This is a genomic window from Microbacterium sp. cx-59 (assembly GCF_020805625.1).
Classification (GTDB): Bacteria; Actinomycetota; Actinomycetes; order Actinomycetales; family Microbacteriaceae; genus Microbacterium.
The window spans coordinates 67548-88532 of the sequence record NZ_JAJHGO010000005.1 but is presented as its reverse complement, the minus strand read 5'-3'; the positions used below and the strand labels follow the sequence as shown (position 1 = coordinate 88532).

Annotated in this window: 19 protein-coding genes; 11 read left to right on the top strand and 8 right to left on the bottom strand. The window is 68.6% G+C overall.

Going from position 1 to position 20985, the window contains the following annotated elements; all coding sequences use genetic code 11:
• Positions 1–107 precede the first annotated feature (107 nt).
• Both LMI96_RS06215 and LMI96_RS06210 read left to right on the top strand, forming a co-directional pair.
• Positions 108–842: a FadR/GntR family transcriptional regulator gene (locus LMI96_RS06215; RefSeq protein ID WP_228360851.1), complete on the top strand. Its 735-nt coding sequence runs from the start codon at positions 108–110 to the stop codon at positions 840–842.
• Between the two features lie 217 nt (positions 843–1059).
• Positions 1060–1947: an endonuclease domain-containing protein gene (locus tag LMI96_RS06210; RefSeq protein WP_228360850.1), complete on the top strand. Its 888-nt coding sequence runs from the start codon at positions 1060–1062 to the stop codon at positions 1945–1947.
• A gap of 41 nt (positions 1948–1988) precedes the next feature.
• Here the strand turns inward: LMI96_RS06210 and trpS are convergent, their stop codons facing one another.
• The 7 genes from trpS to sdhC form a co-directional block, all read right to left on the bottom strand.
• Positions 1989–2993 carry a tryptophan--tRNA ligase gene (gene trpS, locus LMI96_RS06205; RefSeq protein ID WP_228360849.1) on the bottom strand — a complete coding sequence of 335 codons (1005 nt, stop codon included), beginning with the start codon at positions 2991–2993 and terminating at the stop codon, positions 1989–1991.
• A 127-nt stretch (positions 2994–3120) separates the two neighbouring features.
• Positions 3121–3969, bottom strand: a complete 849-nt coding sequence (locus LMI96_RS06200; protein WP_228360848.1) for an exodeoxyribonuclease III — start codon at positions 3967–3969, stop codon at positions 3121–3123.
• A 134-nt stretch (positions 3970–4103) separates the two neighbouring features.
• Positions 4104–5327, bottom strand: coding sequence for a YihY/virulence factor BrkB family protein (locus LMI96_RS06195; protein ID WP_228360847.1), 1224 nt, complete (start codon positions 5325–5327; stop codon positions 4104–4106).
• Positions 5328–5389: 62 nt separating this feature from the next.
• Positions 5390–6169 carry a succinate dehydrogenase iron-sulfur subunit gene (locus LMI96_RS06190; RefSeq protein ID WP_223721870.1) on the bottom strand — a complete coding sequence of 260 codons (780 nt, stop codon included), beginning with the start codon at positions 6167–6169 and terminating at the stop codon, positions 5390–5392.
• A 2-nt stretch (positions 6170–6171) separates the two neighbouring features.
• Positions 6172–7977, bottom strand: coding sequence for a succinate dehydrogenase flavoprotein subunit (sdhA, locus tag LMI96_RS06185; RefSeq protein WP_223721871.1), 1806 nt, complete (start codon positions 7975–7977; stop codon positions 6172–6174).
• A gap of 73 nt (positions 7978–8050) precedes the next feature.
• Positions 8051–8494, bottom strand: coding sequence for a succinate dehydrogenase hydrophobic membrane anchor subunit (locus LMI96_RS06180; RefSeq protein WP_223721872.1), 444 nt, complete (start codon positions 8492–8494; stop codon positions 8051–8053).
• Positions 8494–8928: a succinate dehydrogenase, cytochrome b556 subunit gene (gene sdhC / locus LMI96_RS06175; protein WP_223721873.1), complete on the bottom strand. Its 435-nt coding sequence runs from the start codon at positions 8926–8928 to the stop codon at positions 8494–8496. Before sdhC ends, LMI96_RS06180 begins: the two co-directional genes overlap by 1 nt.
• A 185-nt stretch (positions 8929–9113) precedes the next feature.
• Here sdhC and LMI96_RS06170 point away from each other — a divergent pair, with 185 nt between their 5' ends.
• The 9 genes from LMI96_RS06170 (at position 9114) to LMI96_RS06130 (ending at position 19660) form a co-directional block, all read left to right on the top strand.
• Entirely contained in the window at positions 9114–10229 is a 1116-nt protein-coding gene (locus LMI96_RS06170) for a mannose-1-phosphate guanylyltransferase (protein WP_223721874.1), read from the top strand.
• Positions 10230–10390: 161 nt separating this feature from the next.
• Complete coding sequence (locus LMI96_RS06165) at positions 10391–11494, top strand: BMP family protein (RefSeq protein ID WP_374197912.1); 1104 nt, start codon at positions 10391–10393, stop codon at positions 11492–11494.
• A 68-nt stretch (positions 11495–11562) separates the two neighbouring features.
• Positions 11563–12576, top strand: coding sequence for an adenosine deaminase (locus LMI96_RS06160; protein WP_228360846.1), 1014 nt, complete (start codon positions 11563–11565; stop codon positions 12574–12576).
• Between the two features lie 10 nt (positions 12577–12586).
• On the top strand, positions 12587–14125 hold the full coding sequence (locus tag LMI96_RS06155) for an ABC transporter ATP-binding protein (RefSeq protein WP_228360845.1): 1539 nt from the start codon (positions 12587–12589) through the stop codon (positions 14123–14125).
• Complete coding sequence (locus LMI96_RS06150) at positions 14122–15465, top strand: ABC transporter permease (RefSeq protein ID WP_223721878.1); 1344 nt, start codon at positions 14122–14124, stop codon at positions 15463–15465. The genes LMI96_RS06155 and LMI96_RS06150 overlap by 4 nt, the downstream gene beginning before the upstream one ends.
• Positions 15462–16757 (top strand): ABC transporter permease, encoded by a 1296-nt coding sequence (locus LMI96_RS06145; protein WP_374197468.1) that lies wholly within the window; start codon positions 15462–15464, stop codon positions 16755–16757. Before LMI96_RS06150 ends, LMI96_RS06145 begins: the two co-directional genes overlap by 4 nt.
• A gap of 56 nt (positions 16758–16813) precedes the next feature.
• Positions 16814–17215: a cytidine deaminase gene (locus tag LMI96_RS06140; protein WP_223721879.1), complete on the top strand. Its 402-nt coding sequence runs from the start codon at positions 16814–16816 to the stop codon at positions 17213–17215.
• Positions 17212–18504, top strand: coding sequence for a thymidine phosphorylase (locus tag LMI96_RS06135; protein ID WP_228360844.1), 1293 nt, complete (start codon positions 17212–17214; stop codon positions 18502–18504). Before LMI96_RS06140 ends, LMI96_RS06135 begins: the two co-directional genes overlap by 4 nt.
• A gap of 40 nt (positions 18505–18544) precedes the next feature.
• The gene (locus tag LMI96_RS06130; protein WP_223721881.1) at positions 18545–19660 is read left to right on the top strand and encodes an adenosine deaminase; all 1116 of its coding nucleotides are present in this window, start codon (positions 18545–18547) and stop codon (positions 19658–19660) included.
• 356 nt (positions 19661–20016) lie between these two features.
• Here the strand turns inward: LMI96_RS06130 and LMI96_RS06125 are convergent, their stop codons facing one another.
• A complete protein-coding gene (locus tag LMI96_RS06125; protein ID WP_228360891.1) occupies positions 20017–20748 on the bottom strand; it encodes an alpha/beta hydrolase in 732 nt (243 codons plus the stop codon).
• Positions 20749–20985 lie beyond the last annotated feature (237 nt).

Here is a 20985-nt window from a genome sequence, read left to right as displayed (position 1 = left end):
AGGGGGATTGCACGGCGCACCGCGCGGGTAGGTGGTCAGACCTCTCTGCTAGAGTAGGGATGCGCCGTGGCTGAGTCAATCCGGGCCGTCGCGCGGAGGAGGACGACGTGACCGACGTACGCAACCCGGCCTGGGCTCCCGTCACGCGCAGTCGCGCGCACGAGCTCGTGATTCAGGCGATCGAAGACCAGATCATGACCGGCGGACTGACGGTCGGCGATCCGCTGCCTCCCGAGCGTGAACTCGCCTCCCGGCTCGAAGTGAGCCGGGCGGGAGTTCGCGAAGCCGTGCGCGTGCTCGAGGGGCAGGGCGTGCTGCGGTCGAGGGTCGGCTCCGGCGCCGAGGCCGGCACGTTCATCGCCGCACTCCCCGACGCCGCGCTCACCCGTTTCCTGCGCCTGCACGTCGCGCTCGCGAACTACCCGCTGGCCGACGTGGTCGATGCGCGCGTGACGCTCGAGCGGTCGTCCGCGTCGTTCGCGGCGCGGAACGCGGATGCGGCCGCCCTAGCCCCCATCCGGGCCGCCCTCGACCGGGGCGCCGTCCCCGGGCTGTCGCTCGCCGAGTTCAACGACGCCGATACGGCGTTCCACGTCGCGATCGCCGAGGCGGGCGAGAACCGTCTGGTGGCCTCGATGACCGTCGCCATCCGGGAGTCGCTGAGCGCCCGCATCCTGGACGCGCTCGCCGACCACGCGGACTGGTCGGGCCTCGCAGCCCGGCTGCACGCGCAGCACGTCGAGCTGTTCGAAGCGATCAGCCGGCGTGATCCCGACGCCGCTGCGCGACTGGCGGAGGAGCACATCCGCTTCGCCGGCCAGGAACTCCCGCACGTTCCCTGAGAGATCTGCGGCACGGCGAGTGCAGTCTGCTAACTCCTCCATACTCGACACCGCGGGCCCGCGGACCGGGTAAACGCACCGAAATGGAGGAGTTGGCGTCGCGAGGGCGGCGGCACGGCGGCGGAAGTCGTCCTCCACAGGGCGAGTCACCCCGGAAGTTGTGCCGACAGGGCGCTTCGCGCGGGATGCAGCAGCCCGGACTGCGCACGCTGGGAGGATGTCAGCGTTCTTCGCCACCCCGTGCGTGTATTCGACTCGGGCGGATCTCCGTTCCGGCGGCTACACCGATTCGTCGATCGCACGGCTGTGTCGCGATGGTGAGGTGGTGCGAGTGCGGCGGGGTCGCTATGTCGATGCGAGCCTCCCCGCAGAGATCGTCGATGCCGCCCGCCTCGGCGGGCGGCTCGATTGCACGTCGCTGCTGCGCCTTCTCGGGGTCTTCGTCCCCGACGATGGTCGCCTCCACATCCAGATCGAGCGTGGGTCCAGCCGGCTTCCCCATCGGGGCACGAACGTCCACGCGCACTGGCGGACGACGGCCACCGCCAGCTCCGATCTGATCGTCGACCCGATCGAGGCGTTGGCCCAGGCATGCCGCTGCCTCGCTCCGCGCGCGGCGGTCGCCACGCTCGATAGCGCGTGGCATCTCGGGGTCGTCGACGAGGCGGGGATCAACGAGGTGTTCGCCCGGCTGCCGGGTCGGTTCCGGACGCTCCGGCGTCTCCTCGACCCGCGGAGCGAATCCGGACCCGAAACGCTCGTGCGGTTGATGCTTCGAGCGATGGGGGTTCGCGTCGACGTACAGGCGTGGATTCCCGGTGTAGGCAGGGTCGATCTGCTCGTCGATGGCTGGCTCATCATCGAGTGCGACAGTCGCGCGTTCCACAGCGACTGGACCCAGCACCGCAACGACCGCCGCCGCGACAGCGCGTCGGCCGCGCGCGGCTACGTCACCCTGCGCCCCATCGCGGAGGACATCTTCGGGAACCCCGCCGACGTTCGCGCGGCCATCGCCGGGCTGCTGTCCGCGGGTCCGCCGCGTCGACGCCGCGCAAACTCCTCCAGAACGGGCCGCACGGCCGCTCTGCGACCCGCAACGGCGTGATCTGGAGGAGTTATCGGGCGGCGGTGGCGCCCGAGCGGTGCTCAGCCGCGGCGGAGCAGCCCGATCCGGTCGTACACATCGCCGAGAGTCTTGTTCGCGACGGATGCGGCGCGCTCCGCGTTCACGGCCAGCACACGGTCGAGCTCGGCCGGGTCGTCGAGCAACCCGAGCGCGCGCTCGCGCACCGGCCCGAACTCGTTCACGACCACCTCGGCAAGACCCTTCTTGAAGTCGCCGTACCCGCGGCCCGCGTACTCGTCCTCGATCGAGGGGATCTGCCGGCCCGTGAGAGCCGCGTAGATGACGAGCAGGTTCGAGACGCCGGGCTTCAGCTCGCGGTCGAATCGCACCACGCCCTCCGAATCCGTCACCGCGCGCATGATCTTCTTCGCGCTCTTGGCCGGGTCGTCGAGCAGCCACAAAACGCCCGCGTCGGACTCGGCGGACTTCGACATCTTCGCGGTCGGGTTTTGCAGGTCGTAGATGCGCGCCGTGTCCTGCTGGATCACCGGCATCGGTACCTCGAACGTCTTCCCATAGCGCGAGTTGAAGCGCTCGGCGAGGTCGCGGGTGAGTTCGACATGCTGCTTCTGATCGTCGCCGACGGGCACGATGTTGGTCTGGTACAGCAGGATGTCGGAGGCCATCAGCACCGGGTAGGTGAACAGGCCGACGTTCGTGGCATCGGTGCCGTACCGCTGCGACTTGTCTTTGAACTGCGTCATCCGCCCGGCCTCGCCGAAGCCCGTGATCGTCGACAGGATCCAGGCAAGCTCCGCGTGCGCGGGCACGTGCGACTGCACGTAGAGCGTCGACTTCGCCGGCTCGATGCCCGCCGCGATGTACTGCGCCGCGGTCCGGCGCGTCTTCTCCCGAAGCTCTGCGGGGTCGTTCGGCTGGGTCAGCGCGTGCAGGTCGACGACCGAGAAGAACGCGTCGTAGGACTCCTGGAGATCCCGCCACTGCATCAGCGCACCGATGTAGTTGCCGATCTGAAGGGAATCGGCGGAAGGCTGCATTCCGGAGTACAGGCGCGCTTTGCTCACACGGTCGATTCTATGCGGGACGGATGCGGCGCCCGCCCCGAGCCGTGCGGCACCCCGCCCGCGCACGGCGCCTGCCCCGCGCCCGCGCCGAACCCGCGCCTCGCCACCCGGCGCCCGGCGCGGTCGGTCAGCGCCCGATGCGGTAGTCCGCGATGACCGGGGCGTGGTCACTCCATCGCTCCGCGTAGGCGGCGGCACGAGCGACCCGATAGTCGCTGACCCGTGCAGCGAGGGCGGGGGAGGCCAGGTGGTAGTCGATCCGCCATCCGGTGTCGTTGTCGAACGCCTGGCCGCGGTTCGACCACCAGGTGTACGGGCCGTCGACCTCGCCGGCGGCGCGTCGGCCGATGTCGACCCAGCCGATCCCCCGACCGACCGAGCCGTCGACTCCGGTGACGGATGCGCCGGCGTCGCCCAGGAACCGGTCGAAGTAGGCGCGCTCGGCGGGGAGGAACCCTGCCTTCTTGACGTTGCCCTTCCAGTTCTTGATGTCGAGCTCGCGGTGGCCGACGTTCAGGTCTCCCGTGACGAGGGCGAGCGCGTCGCTGTCGGAGAGCTGCGGCAGTCGCGCGCTCATCGCATCGAGGAACCCGTACTTGGCCTCTTGGCGGGGGGTACCCACTTCGCCCGAGTGCACGTAGGCGCTGACGACGGTGAGCCGCTCGCCGTCGACTTCGAAGTCCGCCTCGATCCAGCGGCCGCGCGAATCGACGTCGTCATCGCCCAGGTCGATGCGCGAGTCGACGATGGGCAGTCGGCTCGCGACGGCGACGCCCGAACGCCCTTTCGTGAGCGACTCGTCGTGCACGAGGTGCCACCCCGGCAGGGCGTCCTCAAGATGGACGCGCTCGGCGCGCACCTCTTGCAGGGTGAGGACGTCGACTCCGGCGGAATCGAGCCAGCCGGCCATCCCGTTCCGGACGGCGGCACGGATGCCGTTGACATTGACAGAGGCGATGCGAACCGTTCGAGACACGCTCTCCAGCGTATCCGCCGCCCCCGACACGGCCCCGCGTCGCCCGAGAGGAGCCCCGACACAGCCCCGCGTCGCCCGAGAGGAGCCCCGACACAGCCCCGCGTCGCCCGAGACGACCCCCGCGGCCCCCCATGTCAGCTCAGCACGTCCCGCAATCGCAGCTGATCGGCGTCCGGACGCGGCGGCGCATCGAGCGCCCGAAGCTCGGCGATCGCGCGGCGGACGGCGCGCCGTGCCGCGGGGCGGCGCCACCACGACGCGGACGCGAGTTCCGCGCGAGCATCGCGGAGATGCACGCCTGCGGCGATGCGGAGCGCGTGGCGTTCCCGTCGCTCGCGCTCCTCGGGCGAGATCTGCACCAGTGGCAGGTCGCGGTCGGACGTCTCGACCGCGATCCAGGCGGCGGCCACCAGGATCACAATGCCGTTGATCCGGAACCACAGCAGGAAGCCGATGAAGATCGCGAACGTGGCGAGCAGCGGATTGCTCGGCGTGTACACGAGGAGGAGTCCGGCGCCGACCTGCAGCAGGGCCAGCGCACCGCCGCCGAGCAGCGAACCCGGCCAGATGCGTCGCCAGCGGAGCGACGTCCCGGTGAGGAAACGGAACAGCAGGGCGAGAGCCAGGGCGTTGATCGCAAAAGCGACGACCAGCGTCAGCACGCGCACCGAGATGTTCGAAGCGGTGGAGTCCGAGGTCCATCCGAACAGGGAGAAGACCAGATCGAGAGCCCACGTCGTCATCTGCACGAGAACGGAGCCCGCGACGAGCGCGACGCCGAATGCGAGCGCGGCGATCAGATCGCGCGCCTTCAGCAGTACGTAACTGCGGCTGTCGTACGGCAGCCCGAAGGTGTCGCGCACGGCGCGGCGGGCGTAGGTCACGAACCCGATCGCCGTCCAGACGATGACGATCAGCGCGATGCCACCGGTCACGGTGAGCAGGCTCGCCGAGCTGTCGGCGATCTCCTGCACCTGACCCGGCTTCACGAGACCGTGTTCGCTGATGAGGTTCGGGATGTAGCTGTTGATGAGGTCGATCAGCTGCCCGACCGCCTGCGCGTCGCCGCCGAGCCAGACTCCCACGACCGCGAACGCCAGATAGATCGCGGCGAAGATCGTGAACAGCGACTGATAGCTGATCCCGGCCGCCAGGAGAAAACCGTTGTGCTGGAGGAAGTGGCGCCAGACCCGGATCGGCAGCCAGGCGAGGGTGCGCTGCGTCAGGCGCGACGCGCGTTCGATCGGCTCATCGAAACGCTCACGGAGCTCCGCCTGACGCGCGTCCCAGCGTTCACGGAGCGACGGATCGGTCGCCGGCAGCGGGTGCGCCGCATCCGGGTTCGGTCTGTCACTCACGCTCACAGAGTAGCGAGCGGGGGATGCCGCTTTCGCCGCATCCCCCGCTCGTCGTCGGTGACTCAACCGCGCAGGACTGCCTGCTTGACCTCGGCGATCGCCTGGGTCACCTGGATGCCGCGGGGGCACGCCTCGGTGCAGTTGAAGGTCGTGCGGCAGCGCCACACGCCTTCCTTGTCGTTGAGGATGTCGAGGCGGGCGTCGCCGGCGTCGTCGCGGGAGTCGAAGATGAAGCGGTGCGCGTTCACGATCGCGGCCGGGCCGAAGTACTGGCCGTCGGTCCAGAACACGGGGCAGGACGAGGTGCACGCCGCGCACAGGATGCACTTCGTGGTGTCATCGAACCGCTCGCGCTCGGCGATGGTCTGCACGCGCTCCTTGCCCGGTTCGGGCTTCGACTTCGAGATCAGGAACGGCTGCACCTCGCGGAACGACGCGAAGAACGGGTCCATGTCGACGATGAGGTCCTTCTCCAGCGGAAGGCCCTTGATGGCTTCCACGTAGATGGGCTTCGAGATGTCGAGGTCCTTGATGAGGGTCTTGCACGCGAGGCGGTTGCGGCCGTTGATGCGCATCGCGTCGGAGCCGCAGATACCGTGGGCGCAGGAGCGGCGGAAGGCGAGCGTGCCGTCGACCTCCCACTTGATCTTGTGCAGGGCGTCCAGCACACGATCGGTCGAGAAGACCTCGACGTCGTAGTCCACCCAGCGCGGTTCGTCGTCGAGCTCGGGGTTGAACCGGCGCACGATGAAGGTGACGAGGAACGCCTGAATGCCGGAGTCGTTGATCTCCTGCACGTCCGTGCTCTGTGCCGTGGTTTCGGCGATCGCGGTGGCGGCCATGGTCAGTACTTCCTCTCCATTGGCTGGTAGCGGGTGATGACGACCGGCTTCCAGTCCAGGCGGATGTGGTCTTCCGGGTGCGAGGATGCGGCGTCTCCGGAGAGATACGACATCGTGTGCTGCATGTAGTTCTCGTCGTCGCGCTTCGGGTAGTCGTCGCGCATGTGCCCGCCGCGGCTCTCCTTGCGGTTGCGGGCGGCGACCACGACGACCTCGGCGATGTCGAGCAGGAAGCCGAGCTCGACGGCTTCGAGCAGATCGGTGTTGTATCGCTTGCCCTTGTCGTCGACGTGGATGTTGCGGTAGCGGTCGCGCAACTCCTCGATGACGAGCATGACCTCGCCGAGCGACTCGTCGGTGCGGAAGACCTGGGCCTTGCGGTCCATCTCGTCCTGCAGGGTCTTGCGAAGAACGGCGATCCGCTCGGTGCCGGGGTTGTTGCGCAGGCCCTCGATGAGCTCGCGGACCTCGGCGGCGGGGTCTTCCGGCAGCGGCACGAACTCGGCGGTCTGCACGTATTTCACGGCGTTCTTGCCGGCGCGCTTGCCGAACACGTTGATGTCGAGCAGCGAGTTCGTGCCGAGGCGGTTCGAGCCGTGCACCGACACGCACGCGCACTCGCCCGCGGCGTACAGGCCGGGAACCACGGTCGTGTTGTTGCTCAGGACCTCGGCGTCGTTATTGGTCGGGATGCCGCCCATCGCGTAGTGCGCGGTCGGCATCACGGGAACGGGTTCGACGACCGGGTCGACGCCCAGGTAGGTGCGGGCGAACTCGGTGATGTCGGGGAGCTTCGTCTCCAGCACCTCCGCGCCGAGGTGCGTGCAGTCCAGCAGCACGTAGTCCTTGTGCGGACCGGCGCCGCGGCCCTCGGCGACCTCCTGCACCATGCACCGGCTGACGATGTCACGCGGGGCGAGGTCTTTGATCGTGGGGGCGTAGCGCTCCATGAAGCGTTCACCCGATGCGTTGCGAAGGATCGCTCCTTCGCCTCGGGCACCCTCGGTGAGCAGGATGCCGAGACCGGCGAGGCCGGTGGGGTGGAACTGGAAGAACTCCATGTCTTCCAACGGCAGGCGCTTGCGCCAGATGATGCCGACGCCGTCACCGGTGAGGGTGTGGGCGTTCGAGGTGGTCTTAAAGATCTTGCCGAAGCCGCCGGTGGCGAAGATGATGGCCTTCGCCTGGAAGACGTGCAGGTCGCCGGTGGCGAGCTCGTAGGCGACGACGCCCGCGACCTTCGTGGTGTCGCCGTCTTCGACCGTGATCAGGTCGAGCACGTAGAACTCGTTGAAGAAGTTGATGCCGAGCCGCACGCAGTTCTGGAACAACGTCTGCAGGATCATGTGGCCGGTGCGGTCCGCGGCGTAACAGGCGCGGCGTACGGGCGTCTTGCCGTGGTCGGCCGTGTGGCCGCCGAAGCGGCGCTGGTCGATCTTGCCCTCCGGCGTGCGGTTGAACGGCAGGCCCATGTTCTCGAGGTCGATGACCGCGTCGATGGCTTCTTTCGCGAGGATCTCGGCCGCATCCTGATCGACGAGGTAGTCGCCGCCCTTGACGGTGTCGAAGGTGTGCCACTCCCACGAGTCCTCTTCGACGTTGGCGAGCGCTGCCGCCATGCCGCCTTGCGCGGCGCCCGTGTGCGAGCGGGTGGGGTACAGCTTCGAGATGACGGCCGTCTTCGCTCCGGGGCCCGCCTCGATCGCGGCACGCATGCCCGCGCCGCCGGCGCCCACGATGACGACGTCGAACTGGTGGTAGTAGACGCCGTCCTTGATGACGGTGTCCTCGGTCGAATGTGCGCTCACGGCGATGCCTCTTTGTCTGTTCTCACGCGTCGTTACCGGCGCGCAACGTGTCGTTGGGCGGGATGCGGCGGAATTACTGGCAGATCTCCCACAGCGAGCTGTCGGGAGTCACACCCAGGCACGGGTCGAAGGTGAAGACGACGAGGGTGCCCAGCACGATGAGGAAGATCGACACGATCCAGATCGCCCAGACGAGCGTGCGGCGCACGCCGTTGTGGGTGACGTAGTCGTTGACGATCGTGCGCATCCCGTTCGCGCCGTGGATCATCGCGAGCGTCAGCATCAGGAAGTCCCACCACTGCCAGAACGGCGAGGCGAGCTTTCCCGCGACGAACGCGAAGTCGATCTGGTGGATGCCGTCGCCGGTCAGCAGGTTCACGAAGAGGTGCCCGAAGATCAGCACCACCAGGACCATGCCCGAAACGCGCATGTAGACCCAGCCCCACTTCTCGAGGTTGGGGCCCTTCCGCCGCGGGGCGGCGTAGGGGGTGCGGGGGTCGGCGATCGCGGTGCTCATCAGTGACCGCCTCCGATCGAGGAGAAGACGTTGATGAGGTGGCGCGGGGCGAAGCCGAGCATCGTGACCGCCCAGACACCGAGGACGATCCACCAGAGCTGGCGCTGGTAGCGGGCGCCCTTGGACCAGAAGTCGACCAGGATGATGCGGAGCCCGTTGTACGCGTGGTACGCGATGGCGGCGACGAGCACCACTTCGCCGAGGCCCATGATCGGGTTCTTGTAGGTGCCGATGACCGCGTTGTACGCCTCGGGGGAGACGCGGATCAGCGCCGTGTCCAGGATGTGCACAAGAAGGAAGAAGAAGATCGAGACACCGGTGATCCGGTGCAGAACCCACGACCACATGCCCTCGTTGCCGCGGTAGAGCGTGCCGCGAGGAACCTTGGACGTGGTCTGAGCCACAGTTGGTATGACCCGCGCTGGTGCAGACACGGTCGTCCTCCCTGATCGAACACGGTGTGAGGTCATCGATGGCCCCTCGGGACGTTGGCCCCTCGCGTCACTCGGGCGCTGTCCGCCATTTTATCCGGCCGGATGCGGTTGCGCCTGGAAGGCGAACCTAACTATCTCGACGTCGAGATAATCGAGCGGATGCGGCGGCCCGCTACTCTGGCCGCATGGCGACTCCTATCGACGATTTCTATGCCGTGATTCCTGCCGGCGGGATCGGCAGCCGACTGTGGCCGCTCTCCCGCGCCGACGCGCCCAAGTTCCTGCACGATCTCACCGGCTCGGGTCAGACGCTGCTGCGCGACACCTGGGACCGGCTCGAGCCGCTCGCCGGTCATGACCGCATCGCGGTCGTGACGGGTCGCGCGCATCGCGCTGCCGTGGAGGAGCAGCTGCCCGGCATCGCCGACGTCAACGTGTTCCTCGAGTCGGAGCCGCGCGACTCGACGGCCGCGATCGGCCTCGCCGCCGCGATCCTGGTGCGCCGCGAACCCGACGTGGTGATCGGCTCGTTCGCCGCCGACCACGTCATCCGCGGGGCGCGGGTGTTCGATTTCGCCGTCCGTCAGGCGGTGGAGGTGGCCCGGGCCGGCTACATCTGCACGATCGGCATCCAGCCGTCGGAGGCATCCACCGGATTCGGCTACATCAAGCGTGCCGATGAGCTCCCCATCGACGGCGCTCCGGAAGCGGCGCTCGTCGAACGCTTCGTGGAGAAGCCCGATCTCGAGACCGCGCGGTCCTACTTCGCCGACCGGGCCTACTCGTGGAACGCCGGCATGTTCATCACCCGCGCCGACGTGCTGCTGGCCGAGATCGAAGCGAACGAGCCGGAGCTCCACGCGGGCCTCGTCGAGCTCGCCGACGCGTGGGACGACCGGGAACGCCGCGGCCCCGCGGTCGACCGGATCTGGCCGACACTGAAGAAGATCGCGATCGATTACGCCGTGGCCGAGCCCGCGGCGGCGAAGGGCCGGCTCGCGGTCGTGCCCGGTCACTTCGACTGGGACGACGTGGGTGACTTCGCGAGCCTCACCAAGCTCATCTCCAACGGTCGGAAGAACGACCTCGCGATCCTCGGCGAGAACGCCCGCATCCTCTCGGATGCCGCGAGCGGAATCGTGGTCTCGCAGACCCAGCGCGTGATCAGTCTGATCGGTGTGCAGGACATCGTGGTGGTCGACACCCCCGATGCGCTGCTCGTGACGACGACGGAGCACGCACAGCGCGTGAAGCAGGTCGTCGACGCGCTCAAGCTGACCGGCCGCGGCGACGTCCTCTGATCCGCACCCGATGAGCCGCCCGTCCGGTGGCTGTGAAGCCCGTTTGTAACCATTGCGTTGCGGCCTGTCGCCGCGTACGGTTCGCCGCCGACTCATTGGGTAACGTGACCTCATCCACCCCGGACTCGCCGGGGTGCACCACGTCTCTTGATGGAGGACTCGTGAAGAAGACGATGACCAAGGCCCTGCTGAGTGGCCTCGCGATCGCCGGCACTGCCGCGCTGCTCGCCGGCTGTGGCTCGGCACCCGCAACCTCGAGCAGCTCCGGCGGCGGCGCCGCAGCATCCGACTACCTGCCCTGCATGGTCTCCGATTTCGGTGGCTTCGAGGACAAGTCGTTCAACCAGCTCGGCTACGAAGGACTCAACAAGGCGGCCGACGAGCTCGGCGTCGAGGCGAAGGCCGTCGAGTCCGCGACTGAGACCGACTACGCGTCCAACGTGCAGGGCCTGGTCGACCAGGGCTGCAGCACGATCGTCACGGTCGGCTTCGCCCTCGCGAGCGCCGCATCCGAGGCCGCGCTGGCGAACCCCGATGTCGAGTTCGTCTCGATCGATGACGTGGTGGACACGGATGGCGACGGCGAGACCGACGCCGAGAACATCAAGCCGCTCATCTTCGACACCGCTCAGGCCGCGTTCCTCGTGGGTTACCTGTCGGCGGGCGTCACCCAGACGGGCGTCGTGGGTACCTTCGGCGGCATGAACTTCCCGACCGTCTCCGTCTTCATGGACGGTTTCGCACAGGGTGTCGAGTACTACAACGAGACCAAGTCGGCTGACGTCCAGGTCATCGGCTGGGACCGCGCGTCGCAGGACGGCTCGTTCACCGGTGGCTTCGAGGCCAACGACACCGCGCGCCAGATCGCACAGGGTCTCATCGACCAGAACGCCGACATCATCCTCCCCGTCGGTGGTCCGATCTACCAGTCGGCCGCTGCCGCCATCCAGGACTCGGGCAAGGACATCGCTCTGATCGGTGTCGACGCCGACGTCTACGAGACCGACCCCTCGGTCGGTCCGCTGCTGCTCACCTCGGTGCTCAAGGGCATCGACGTGGGTGTCTACGACGCGATCGTCGCGGCCGGTAACGACGAGTTCGACAACGCGCCGTTCGTCGGCACGCTCGAGAACGACGGCGTCGGAATCGCGCCGTTCCACGACTGGGAGTCCAAGGTCCCGGCCGAGCTCGTCACCGAGGTCGACGCGCTCAAGGCCTCGATCATCGACGGTTCGCTGACCGTCGAGTCGTACCTGGCTCAGTAAGACACACAGCTCGGGGGAGGTCGGCGGCTGCCGGCCTCCCCCTCTGCATGGTTGGGAAAGGACCGCACATGACCACGCTGCCGCTCGTCGAGCTGCATCTGCACCTCGAGGGAACGCTCGAACCCGACTTCATCATGCGGACCGCCGCGAAGAACGGTGTCTCGCTGCCGTGGGAATCGGTGGAGGATCTGCGCTCGCGGTACGAGTTCACCGACCTGCAGTCCTTCCTCGACCTCTACTACACCAACCTCGAGGTGCTGCGCGAGCGCGAGGACTTCCGCGACATGACCGACGCATACCTGCGTCGGGCGCAGCAGGCCGGAGTCCGGCACGCCGAGGTCTCCGTCGACGTGCAGGTGCACACGGCCCGCGGCATCCCGGTCGAGGTCGTGCTCGGCGGCATCCGTGACGCGCTCGACGAATCGGAAGCGCGCTACGGCATCAGCACCATGCTGCTCGTCGCGTTCGTCCGCAACCACCCGCCCGAGGAGGCCCAGGAGCTGCTGGACCACCTCCTCCGTACCGGTGCGCGGATCGACGGCATCGGCCTCGATTCCACCGAGGTCGGCTACCCGCCGCGCCTGTTCGCCGGCGTCTACGAAACCGCGCGCCGCGCGGGCCTCCGACTCGTCGCGCACGCGGGAGAAGAGGGGCCGCCGGAGTACGTTGTCGAGGCGCTCGACCTGCTGCAGGTCGAACGGGTCGACCACGGCAACCGCAGCCTCGAAGACGACGCGCTCGTGGACCGGATGGTGCGCGAACGCATTCCGCTGACCGTCTGCCCGCTCTCCAACGTGCGGTTGCGGGTGGTGGACCGGATGGCGGTGCACCCGCTTCCGGGCATGCTCGCCCGCGGGCTCCGCGTTTCTGTGAACTCCGATGACCCGGCGTACTTCGGCGGCTACATCGACGACAACGTCGACAGCATCCGGGGTGAACTCGCACTCACGGACGACCAGCTCGAGACGCTCGCCCGGAACGCCGTCGACTCCGCCTTCATCACGGACGACCGCCGCAGGGTGCTGCACGCCGAGATCGACGAATGGGCGGCGCAGCGCGGCGGCCCGCAGAGCGCAAACTAGGATCGATTTCATGAAGCTCGAACTTCGCGGCATCACGAAGACATTCGGGTCTCTCGTGGCCAATGACCACATCGACCTCACTGTCGAGGCCGGAGAGATCCACTGTCTTCTGGGTGAGAACGGCGCCGGCAAATCCACGCTGATGAACGTGCTGTACGGCCTGTATCAGGCCGACGGCGGGGAGATCCTCCTCGACGACGCGGTGCAGCACTTCGCCGGACCGGGTGATGCCATGCGGGCCGGGATTGGGATGGTGCACCAGCACTTCATGCTGATCCCCGTCTTCACGGTCGCCGAGAACGTCGTGCTCGGCCACGAGCAGACGAAGTTCGGCGGTCGCCTCGACCTCCAGTCGGCGCGCGCGAAGGTGCGGGAGATCTCGGAGCGGTTCGGCTTCGACGTCGACCCTGACGCTCTGGTGGAAGACCTGCCCGTCGGCGTTCAGCAGCGGGTCGAGATCATCAAGGCGCTCTCTCGTGACGCCCGGGTGCTCGTCTTCGACGAGCCCACCGCGGTGCTCACTCCGCAGGAGACCGACGAGCTGATGGCGATCATGCAGCAGCTCAAGGAGTCGGGCACCTCGATCGTGTTCATCACGCACAAGCTGCGCGAGGTGCGCGAGGTCGCCGATCGCATCACGGTCATCCGCCTCGGCAAGGTCGTCGGCGAGGCGGCGCCCACCGCATCCAACGCCGAACTCGCCTCGCTCATGGTGGGCCGCGCTGTCGAGCTCACGGTGCAGAAGTCCGCGCCGATGCTCGGCGGTCGCGCGCTCGTGGTCGAGGGCCTCACCGTCATCGACCCGATCGGTCAGCTCGTCGTCAACGACGTGAGCTTCGATGTGCGCCACGGCGAAGTGCTCGCGGTCGCGGGCGTGCAGGGCAACGGTCAGACCGAGCTCACCGAAGCGCTGCTGGGCCTGCAGCCGAACGTGCGCGGGTCGGTCGTGCTCGACGGCAACGAGCTCGCCGGACGTTCGGTCCGCGGGATCCTCGACGCGGGCGTCGGTTTCGTTCCGGAGGACCGCAAGGAGGACGGCCTCGTCGGCGAGTTCTCGATCGCCGAGAACCTCATGCTCGACCGCTCCGACGGAGCGCCCTTCGTCCGCGGCGGCGCCGTTCAGGTGGGAGCCCTGACGGACTTCGCAACCCAGAAGGTCGCGGAGTTCGATGTGCGGACGCCCTCGATCGAGACCAAGGTCGGTCGTCTCTCCGGCGGCAACCAGCAGAAGGTCGTCCTCGCACGCGAGCTCAGCCGCGAGCTGCGCCTCTTCGTCGCGGCTCAGCCGACCCGCGGTGTCGACGTCGGATCGATCGAATTCATCCACAAGCGCATCATCGAGACGCGGGATGCGGGCGTTCCCGTCATCGTCGTCTCGACCGAACTCGACGAGGTCACCGCCCTCGCCGACCGCATCATGGTCATGTACCGGGGCAAGGTCGTCGGCGTGGTGCCGGGAGACACCCCGCGCGACGTGCTCGGACTCATGATGGCCGGCGAGATCCCGACCGGCGTCGACGCCACGACCACAGGGGGAGCCGCCGCATGAGCGACCCATCGAACACCACCGACCCCGACGTCGCGCTCGAGACGCCGGGCGCCGTGAGCGGTGAGACGGCCACACGCCGCTCCGCCGCGACACCCCCGGCGGACGACGAGGGGTCCAGCCGCTGGACGCGCGCGTTGCACGAGATCGCGACCGGCAACGCGATCATCTCCGTTCTCGCGGTCGTCATCGCGCTCGTCGTCGGCGCCATCATGATCGCTGCGACCGACTCGCGCGTCGAAGAGACCGCGGGCTACTTCTTCGCGCGTCCGGGCGACATGCTGTTCGCGATCTGGGATGCGGTCTCCGGCGCCTACGTCGCGCTGTTCCAGGGCGCGATCTACAACTTCAACCGCCCCGACTTCCTCACCGGCATCCGGCCGCTGACCGAGACGCTCACCTTCGCGACCCCGCTGATCGCGGCGGGGCTCGGTGTCGCGCTCGCGTTCCGCGTGGGAATGTTCAACATCGGCGGCCGCGGGCAGATGCTCGTCGCGTCGGCCGCGGCCGGCTGGGTCGGCTTCGGCTTCGACCTGCCGTGGGGCATCCACATGATCGTCGCGCTCCTCGCCGGTCTCGTCGCGGGCGCCGCCTGGGCGGGCATCGCGGGTCTCCTAAAGGCGCGCACCGGAGCGCACGAGGTGATCGTCACGATCATGCTGAACTTCGTCGCGCTCTACCTGATCACCTGGATGCTGCGCACCCCCGGCCTCCTACAGGCACCCGGGTCCAGCAACCCGAAGACGCCCGCCATCAAGGAGACCGCGATCTTCCCCGACCTCCTCGGCCCGGGATACAACCTGCACTTCGGCTTCATCCTGGCGCTCCTCTCGGTCGCGGTCGTGTGGTGGATCCTCAACCGCTCGGCGCTCGGCTTCCAGTTCCGCGCCGTCGGTGAGAACCCGAACGCGGCGCGCGTCGCGGGCATCAAGGTGCCCCGCATGTACGTCTACGCAATGCTCATCTCCGGCGCGCTCATCGGTCTCGCCGGTGTCAGCCAGGTGCTCGGCACCGTGACGACCGGCTTCTCCAGCGGTATCGACGCGGGCATCGGCTTCGACGCGATCACGGTCGCCCTGCTGGGCCGTTCGACCCCGGTCGGCGTGCTGGTGGCCGGCATCCTGTTCGGTGCGTTCAAGGCCGGCGGGTTCTCCATGCAGGCGGCGGAGGGCATCCCCGTCGACATCGTTCTCGTCGTGCAGTCGCTCATCGTGCTCTTCATCGCGGCGCCGCCGCTCGTGCGGGCGATCTTCCGCCTGCCCGCCCCGGGAAGCGGCCCCCGCCGCCCCCGTCCGATCGTCTCGAAGAAACTCCGCACCGGTGAGGAGGTGACGGCCAAGTGACCACGACCGCCGTCCCCGAGCACGTCGTCCCCGACGCGCCCCTGGCGCGCACCGTCGTCGTCAGCTGGAAGGCCCCGATCGCCTTCGCCGCGCTGACGGTGCTCGGCGCCATCCTGTTCCTCCTGGTCGGGCACGGTCAGGAGACCGTGTTCCGCATCACCTCCGACGGCGACGCGATCCAGCTCGCCGACATCACCCTCGACGCGGGTCTGACGGGCGTGATCTGCACGATCGGCCTCGTCGTCGTGACGGCCGCATCCGCGTATCTGGTGTGGAAGCGCCGCCGGGTTCCGCTCTGGCTCATGGTCGTGTTCGCGGTGCTTTTCATGGTGGGCTTCCTCACCTGGGCGGGTTCCGGCGCGCGCACGAATGTCATCCCGCTCGCAGGCCTCCTCGCCGGTGGCATCAGCCTCTCCGTGCCGCTCATCTACGGTGCGCTCGCGGGCGTCATCAGTGAGCGCGTCGGCGTCGTGAACATCGCGATCGAGGGTCAGCTGCTCGCCGGGGCCTTCACATCCGCCGTCGTGGCGACGGCGACCGGGCAACCGCTCCTCGGACTCGTGGCCGCTGGCGTCGCCGGTGTGCTCGTCTCGTTCGTGCTGGCGGCGTTCGCGATCAAGTACTTCGTCGACCAGGTCATCGTCGGTGTCGTGCTGAACGTGCTGGTCACCGGCCTGACGAGCTTCCTGTTCTCGCAATTGCTGGCCCCGAACGCGGCGACCCTCAACACCCCGCCGCGGTTCGAACGCATCCCGATCCCCGTGCTCAGCGACATCCCGCTGATCGGGCCGATGTTCTTCCGCCAGACGATCATCGTGTACCTGATGTACGTGCTGGTCGCGGCGGTCTACTTCGGTCTCTTCCACACGAAGTGGGGGCTGCGCCTCCGCGCCGTCGGTGAGCACCCGCAGGCCGCCGACACCGTCGGCATCAACATCGCCCGCACGCGGTTCTGGAACGTCTCGCTGGGCGGGGCGATCGCCGGCATGGGTGGCGCCTTCTTCACGCTCGGCTCGGTCGGTGCGTTCAACAAGGAGATGACCGCGGGCGCCGGATTCATCGCGCTTGCGGCCGTCATCTTCGGCCAGTGGGACCCGCTGAAGGCGACCCTCGCGGCGCTGCTGTTCGGCTTCGCGTCCAACCTGCAGAACACGCTCGGCGTCATCGGTTCGCCGGTGCCGAGCGAGTTCATGCTGATGCTGCCGTACGTCGTGACGATCTTCGCCGTGGCGGGGCTCGTCGGCAAGGTGCGCGGACCCGCCGCATCCGGCAAGCCGTATATCAAGGGGTGACACCCTCGGATGCGGTTCGCCGCACCCTGACTCTGTTCGACAACTGAAAGGCGACCGTGACTGACATCGACTGGGACCAGCTTCGTACCGTGGCGAATGAGGCGATGCAACGCGCCTACGCGCCGTACTCGCGGTACAAGGTGGGCGCGGCGGCACTGGTGTCGGACGGTCGGATCGTCTCGGGATGCAACGTCGAGAACGCCTCCTACGGCGTGGGACTCTGCGCGGAGTGCGGCCTCGTGTCCGAACTCAACATGACCGGCGGCGGTGAGCTGGTCGCGTTCGTCTGCGTGAACGGCGCCGGCGAGACCATCATGCCGTGCGGTCGCTGCCGTCAGCTGCTGTACGAATTCGCCCTTCCCGGGATGCTGCTGGAGACCGTGTCGGGCATCCGCACGATCGACGAGGTGCTGCCCGACGCCTTCGGACCCCGCGACCTCGAGGAGTACCGCCGGTGAGCGTGGTCGAACCGTTCGACGCCGTCGACGTCATCCGCGCCAAGCGCGACGGCGGGGCCGTCCCCGACGACGCGCTGCGCTGGATGATCGACGCGTACACGCGCGAGTACGTCACCGACGCGCAGATGGCCGCGTTCGCGATGGCCGTGCTGCTCAACGGCATGGAGCGCGATGAGATCCGTGTGATGACCGACGCGATGATCGCCTCGGGCGAGCGGATGAGCTTCGCCGGTCTCGGCAAGACGACGGTCGACAAGCACTCCACGGGCGGAGTCGGCGACAAGATCACCCTCCCGCTCGCGCCCCTCGTCGCGGCCTTCGGGGTCGCCGTGCCGCAGCTGTCGGGCCGGGGGCTCGGTCACACCGGCGGCACCCTCGACAAGCTCGAGTCGATTCCGGGGTGGCGCGCCGCCCTGACGAACGATGAGATGTTCGCCCAGCTCGCCTCGGTCGGTGCGGTCATCTGCGCCGCCGGCTCCGGGCTCGCGCCCGCCGACAAGCGGCTGTACGCGCTTCGTGATGTGACCGGCACGGTCGAAGCCATCCCGCTCATCGCGTCGAGCATCATGTCGAAGAAGATCGCCGAGGGAACGGCCGCGCTCGTTCTCGACGTGAAGTTCGGCTCGGGGGCGTTCATGCAGGACGTCGAGCGGGCCCGCGAACTCGCGCGCACGATGGTCGCCCTGGGCACCGACTCGGGTGTGGCGACGACCGCGCTGCTCACCGACATGAACACGCCCCTGGGGCTCGCGATCGGCAACGCGAACGAGGTTCGCGAGTCGGTCGAGGTGCTCGCCGGCGGAGGGCCCGCCGACGTGGTGGAGCTGACCGTCGCGCTCGCCCGCGAGATGCTCGCGCTGGCGGGCCAGCCGGACGCCGACGTCGAAGCCGCGCTCCGCGACGGACGTGCGATGGACGCCTGGCGTCGCATGATCATCGCCCAGGACGGCGACCCGGATGCCGAGCTGCCGGTCGCGCGCGAAACCCACACCGTCACGGCCACCGAATCCGGCGTCATCACGCGGATGGAGGCGCTGCCGTTCGGCATCGCCGCATGGCGCCTCGGCGCCGGCCGCGCCCGTCCGCAGGACCCGGTCGTGCACGCGGCCGGCATCGACCTGCACGTGAAGCCGGGCGACCGGATCACCGCCGGACAGCCGCTGTTCACCCTGTCGGCGGATGATGGCGACCGATTCGCTCGTGCCCTCGGTGCCCTCGAGGGGGCCTGGGAGATCGGCGGGGTGGCACCGGCCGCATCCGCCCGCGTCCTCGAACGCATCACCGCCTGACCCGTCCACCACCGCACCCCCCCACGCCGAGGAGCCCCCGATGCCCATCGATCAGCACGCAGACGCCCTGGTGGAAGGCGTGTCGCTACGCGGCCTGCCGAAGGTCTCGCTGCACGACCACCTCGACGGTGCCCTGCGCCCCGAGACCATCATCGAGCTGGCATCCGACGCCGGCGTCGACGTGCCCGAATCCGACGCCGACGATCTCGCCGACTGGTTCGCCGACAAGAGTGACTCCGGGTCGCTCGTCGAGTATCTGAAGACGTTCGATCTGACGACCGCGGTCATGCAGACGCGCGAGGGCCTCACCCGGGTCGCTCGCGAGTTCGTCGAGGACCTCGCCGAGGACGGCGTGATCTACGGCGAGGTGCGCTGGGCGCCCGAGCAGCACCTCGGCGGCGGGCTCTCGCTCGACGAGGTCGTGGAAGCCGTGCAGGACGGGCTCGAGGAGGGCGAGGATGCGGCGGCCGACGCCGGTCACGACATCCGCGTCGGTCAGCTCCTGACGGCCATGCGCCACACGGACCGCTCGCTGGAGATCGCCAAGCTCGCCGTCGCCTTCCGCGAGCGCGGTGCGGTCGGTTTCGACATCGCCGGGCCCGAGGACGGCTTCGCGCCGTCGCGCCACCGCGCGGCCTTCGACTATCTGGCCTCCGAGTTCTTCCCGGTCACGGTGCACGCGGGTGAGGCGGCGGGGCTCGACAGCATCCGCTCGGCGCTCATCGACGGCCGTGCGCTGCGGCTCGGCCACGGTGTGCGCATCGCCGAAGACCTCGAGGTCGTCTCGCGCGCCGGCGACATGGTCGAGGTCGTGTTCGGCGACCTGGCTCGCTGGGTGCGCGACCGCGAGATCCCGCTCGAGCTGTCGCCGTCGTCGAACCTGCAGACCGGCGCGATCGCGGCGTGGGGTCAAGAGCTCGGGGACCACCCGTTCGACCTGCTCTACCAGCTCGGTTTCGCCGTCACCGTGAACGTCGACAACCGCACGATGAGCCGCACGTCGCTCACGCGCGAGTTGGCGCTGCTCGCCGAGACGTTCGAGTACGGCCTGGAAGACATCGAGACGTTCCAGCTCAACGCGGCCGCGGCCGCATTCCTCCCGGTGGAGGAGCGCGAAGAGCTCATCGAGCTCATCGGCGAGGGCTTCGACCACTGACCCCCGCGCGGGTTTCGTAGGCCGCTCCGGGTTGCGGGCCGCTCCGGGGTGTGCGGGCCGCTCCGGGTTGCGGGCCGCTCCGGGGTGTGCGGGCCGCTCCGGGTTGCGGGCCGCTCCGGGGTGTGTGCTCCTACCCCCGTCGCGCGCTAGTTTTCTGCTCGCGCGCCAGCGATCTGTGGCGCGGGTGCAGCGAACTAGCGCGCGACGGGCGCGGAGCGACGCCCTCGCCGCTCGTGACCGTGATGGCGCCTGTTTCCTGTCGGGGCTTCAGTAGTTTCTGGCGCCAGAGCAGGAAACAGGCGCCATCGCGGCGAGGGCCCCGGTGAACGAGGGCGAGTAAGAGGGCGCGGCGGGGGTCAGCCGACGGATGCGGCGAAGTCGCCCACGAGCGAGGTGATGTCGGCGCGCATGTCCGCATCCGGAATTGTCGGGGTGCCGTCGCCGGGCTGCAGGCCGTAGTCGCCGAACGAAGAGTGCCCGGCGCCGGGGATCTCGATCAGCTCGGCGTCGGTGGGGAGCTGATCGCGGGCGTCGGCGATCTTCTCCGGGGTGGATAGGCCGTCCTCGCTGCCGGCGATGCTGAGCACCGGCAGACCGGATGCGGAGAGGTCATTGGCGCAGTACGAGCCGAAGAGCGCGAGCGCGTCGGCATCCGTGGCCAATTGGCAGGCACGGACTCCGCCCAGCGAATGCCCGCCGACGATCCAGGTCGCTGTATCGGGGGAGAGGCCCGTGAACGAGTCAAGCCCGCGCAGGTCGAAGAACGCGAGGTTCAGCCACGGTTTCGTGATCACGACCGTCATCCCCCGCTCGGTGACGAGTCCGGACAGCTTCGACGCGTACGCCCAGGGGTCGACCTTCGCACCCGGGATGTAGACGAGTCCGGTCTCGCCCGCACCGGCAGCGGGGGACAGCACGATGGCCGCGGAGTCGTCGGTCACGACGATGCCGGGGTCTGCCCGCACGGCCGCCAGTGGCTCCGGCTCCGCCCCCATGACGCCCACCTGGCTCCAGATGAGGATGCCGACGACCGCGGCGAGCAGCACGGCGCCCACGGATCCGAACACCCACGCGAGGATGCGCCGCATCCGTCGCCGCGGGCGCGCCCGCGTGCGGTCGTCGTCTTGGGGCGCGGTGGTGTCCGTCACCCCTCGAGCCTACGATCTCGCGAGCCCGTCCACCCCGGCTTCAGGTGTCCGCGTGGGCTGGCTTGGTCCGGGTTCGCGTGTCGCGAATTGTCGGTCTGTGGCGTGGATTGCGCCACGTGAGCGTTGATCGCGAGGCGTGAGTCAGCCCGACCCGGGTTCACGTGTCGCAACCTGCCG

What these genes read in the sequence shown, in the direction of transcription:
- LMI96_RS06210 (WP_228360850.1), top strand. Translation starts at nt 1,060, where the DNA reads ATGTCAGCGTTCTTCGCCACCCCGTGCGTGTATTCGACTCGGGCGGAT.
- LMI96_RS06190 (WP_223721870.1), bottom strand. Translation starts at nt 6,169, where the DNA reads ATGGCCGCCACCGCGATCGCCGAAACCACGGCACAGAGCACGGACGTG.
- LMI96_RS06180 (WP_223721872.1), bottom strand. Translation starts at nt 8,494, where the DNA reads ATGAGCACCGCGATCGCCGACCCCCGCACCCCCTACGCCGCCCCGCGG.
- LMI96_RS06170 (WP_223721874.1), top strand. Translation starts at nt 9,114, where the DNA reads ATGGCGACTCCTATCGACGATTTCTATGCCGTGATTCCTGCCGGCGGG.
- LMI96_RS06160 (WP_228360846.1), top strand. Translation starts at nt 11,563, where the DNA reads ATGACCACGCTGCCGCTCGTCGAGCTGCATCTGCACCTCGAGGGAACG.
- LMI96_RS06155 (WP_228360845.1), top strand. Translation starts at nt 12,587, where the DNA reads ATGAAGCTCGAACTTCGCGGCATCACGAAGACATTCGGGTCTCTCGTG.
- LMI96_RS06150 (WP_223721878.1), top strand. Translation starts at nt 14,122, where the DNA reads ATGAGCGACCCATCGAACACCACCGACCCCGACGTCGCGCTCGAGACG.
- LMI96_RS06130 (WP_223721881.1), top strand. Translation starts at nt 18,545, where the DNA reads ATGCCCATCGATCAGCACGCAGACGCCCTGGTGGAAGGCGTGTCGCTA.
- LMI96_RS06125 (WP_228360891.1), bottom strand. Translation starts at nt 20,748, where the DNA reads ATGCGGCGCATCCTCGCGTGGGTGTTCGGATCCGTGGGCGCCGTGCTG.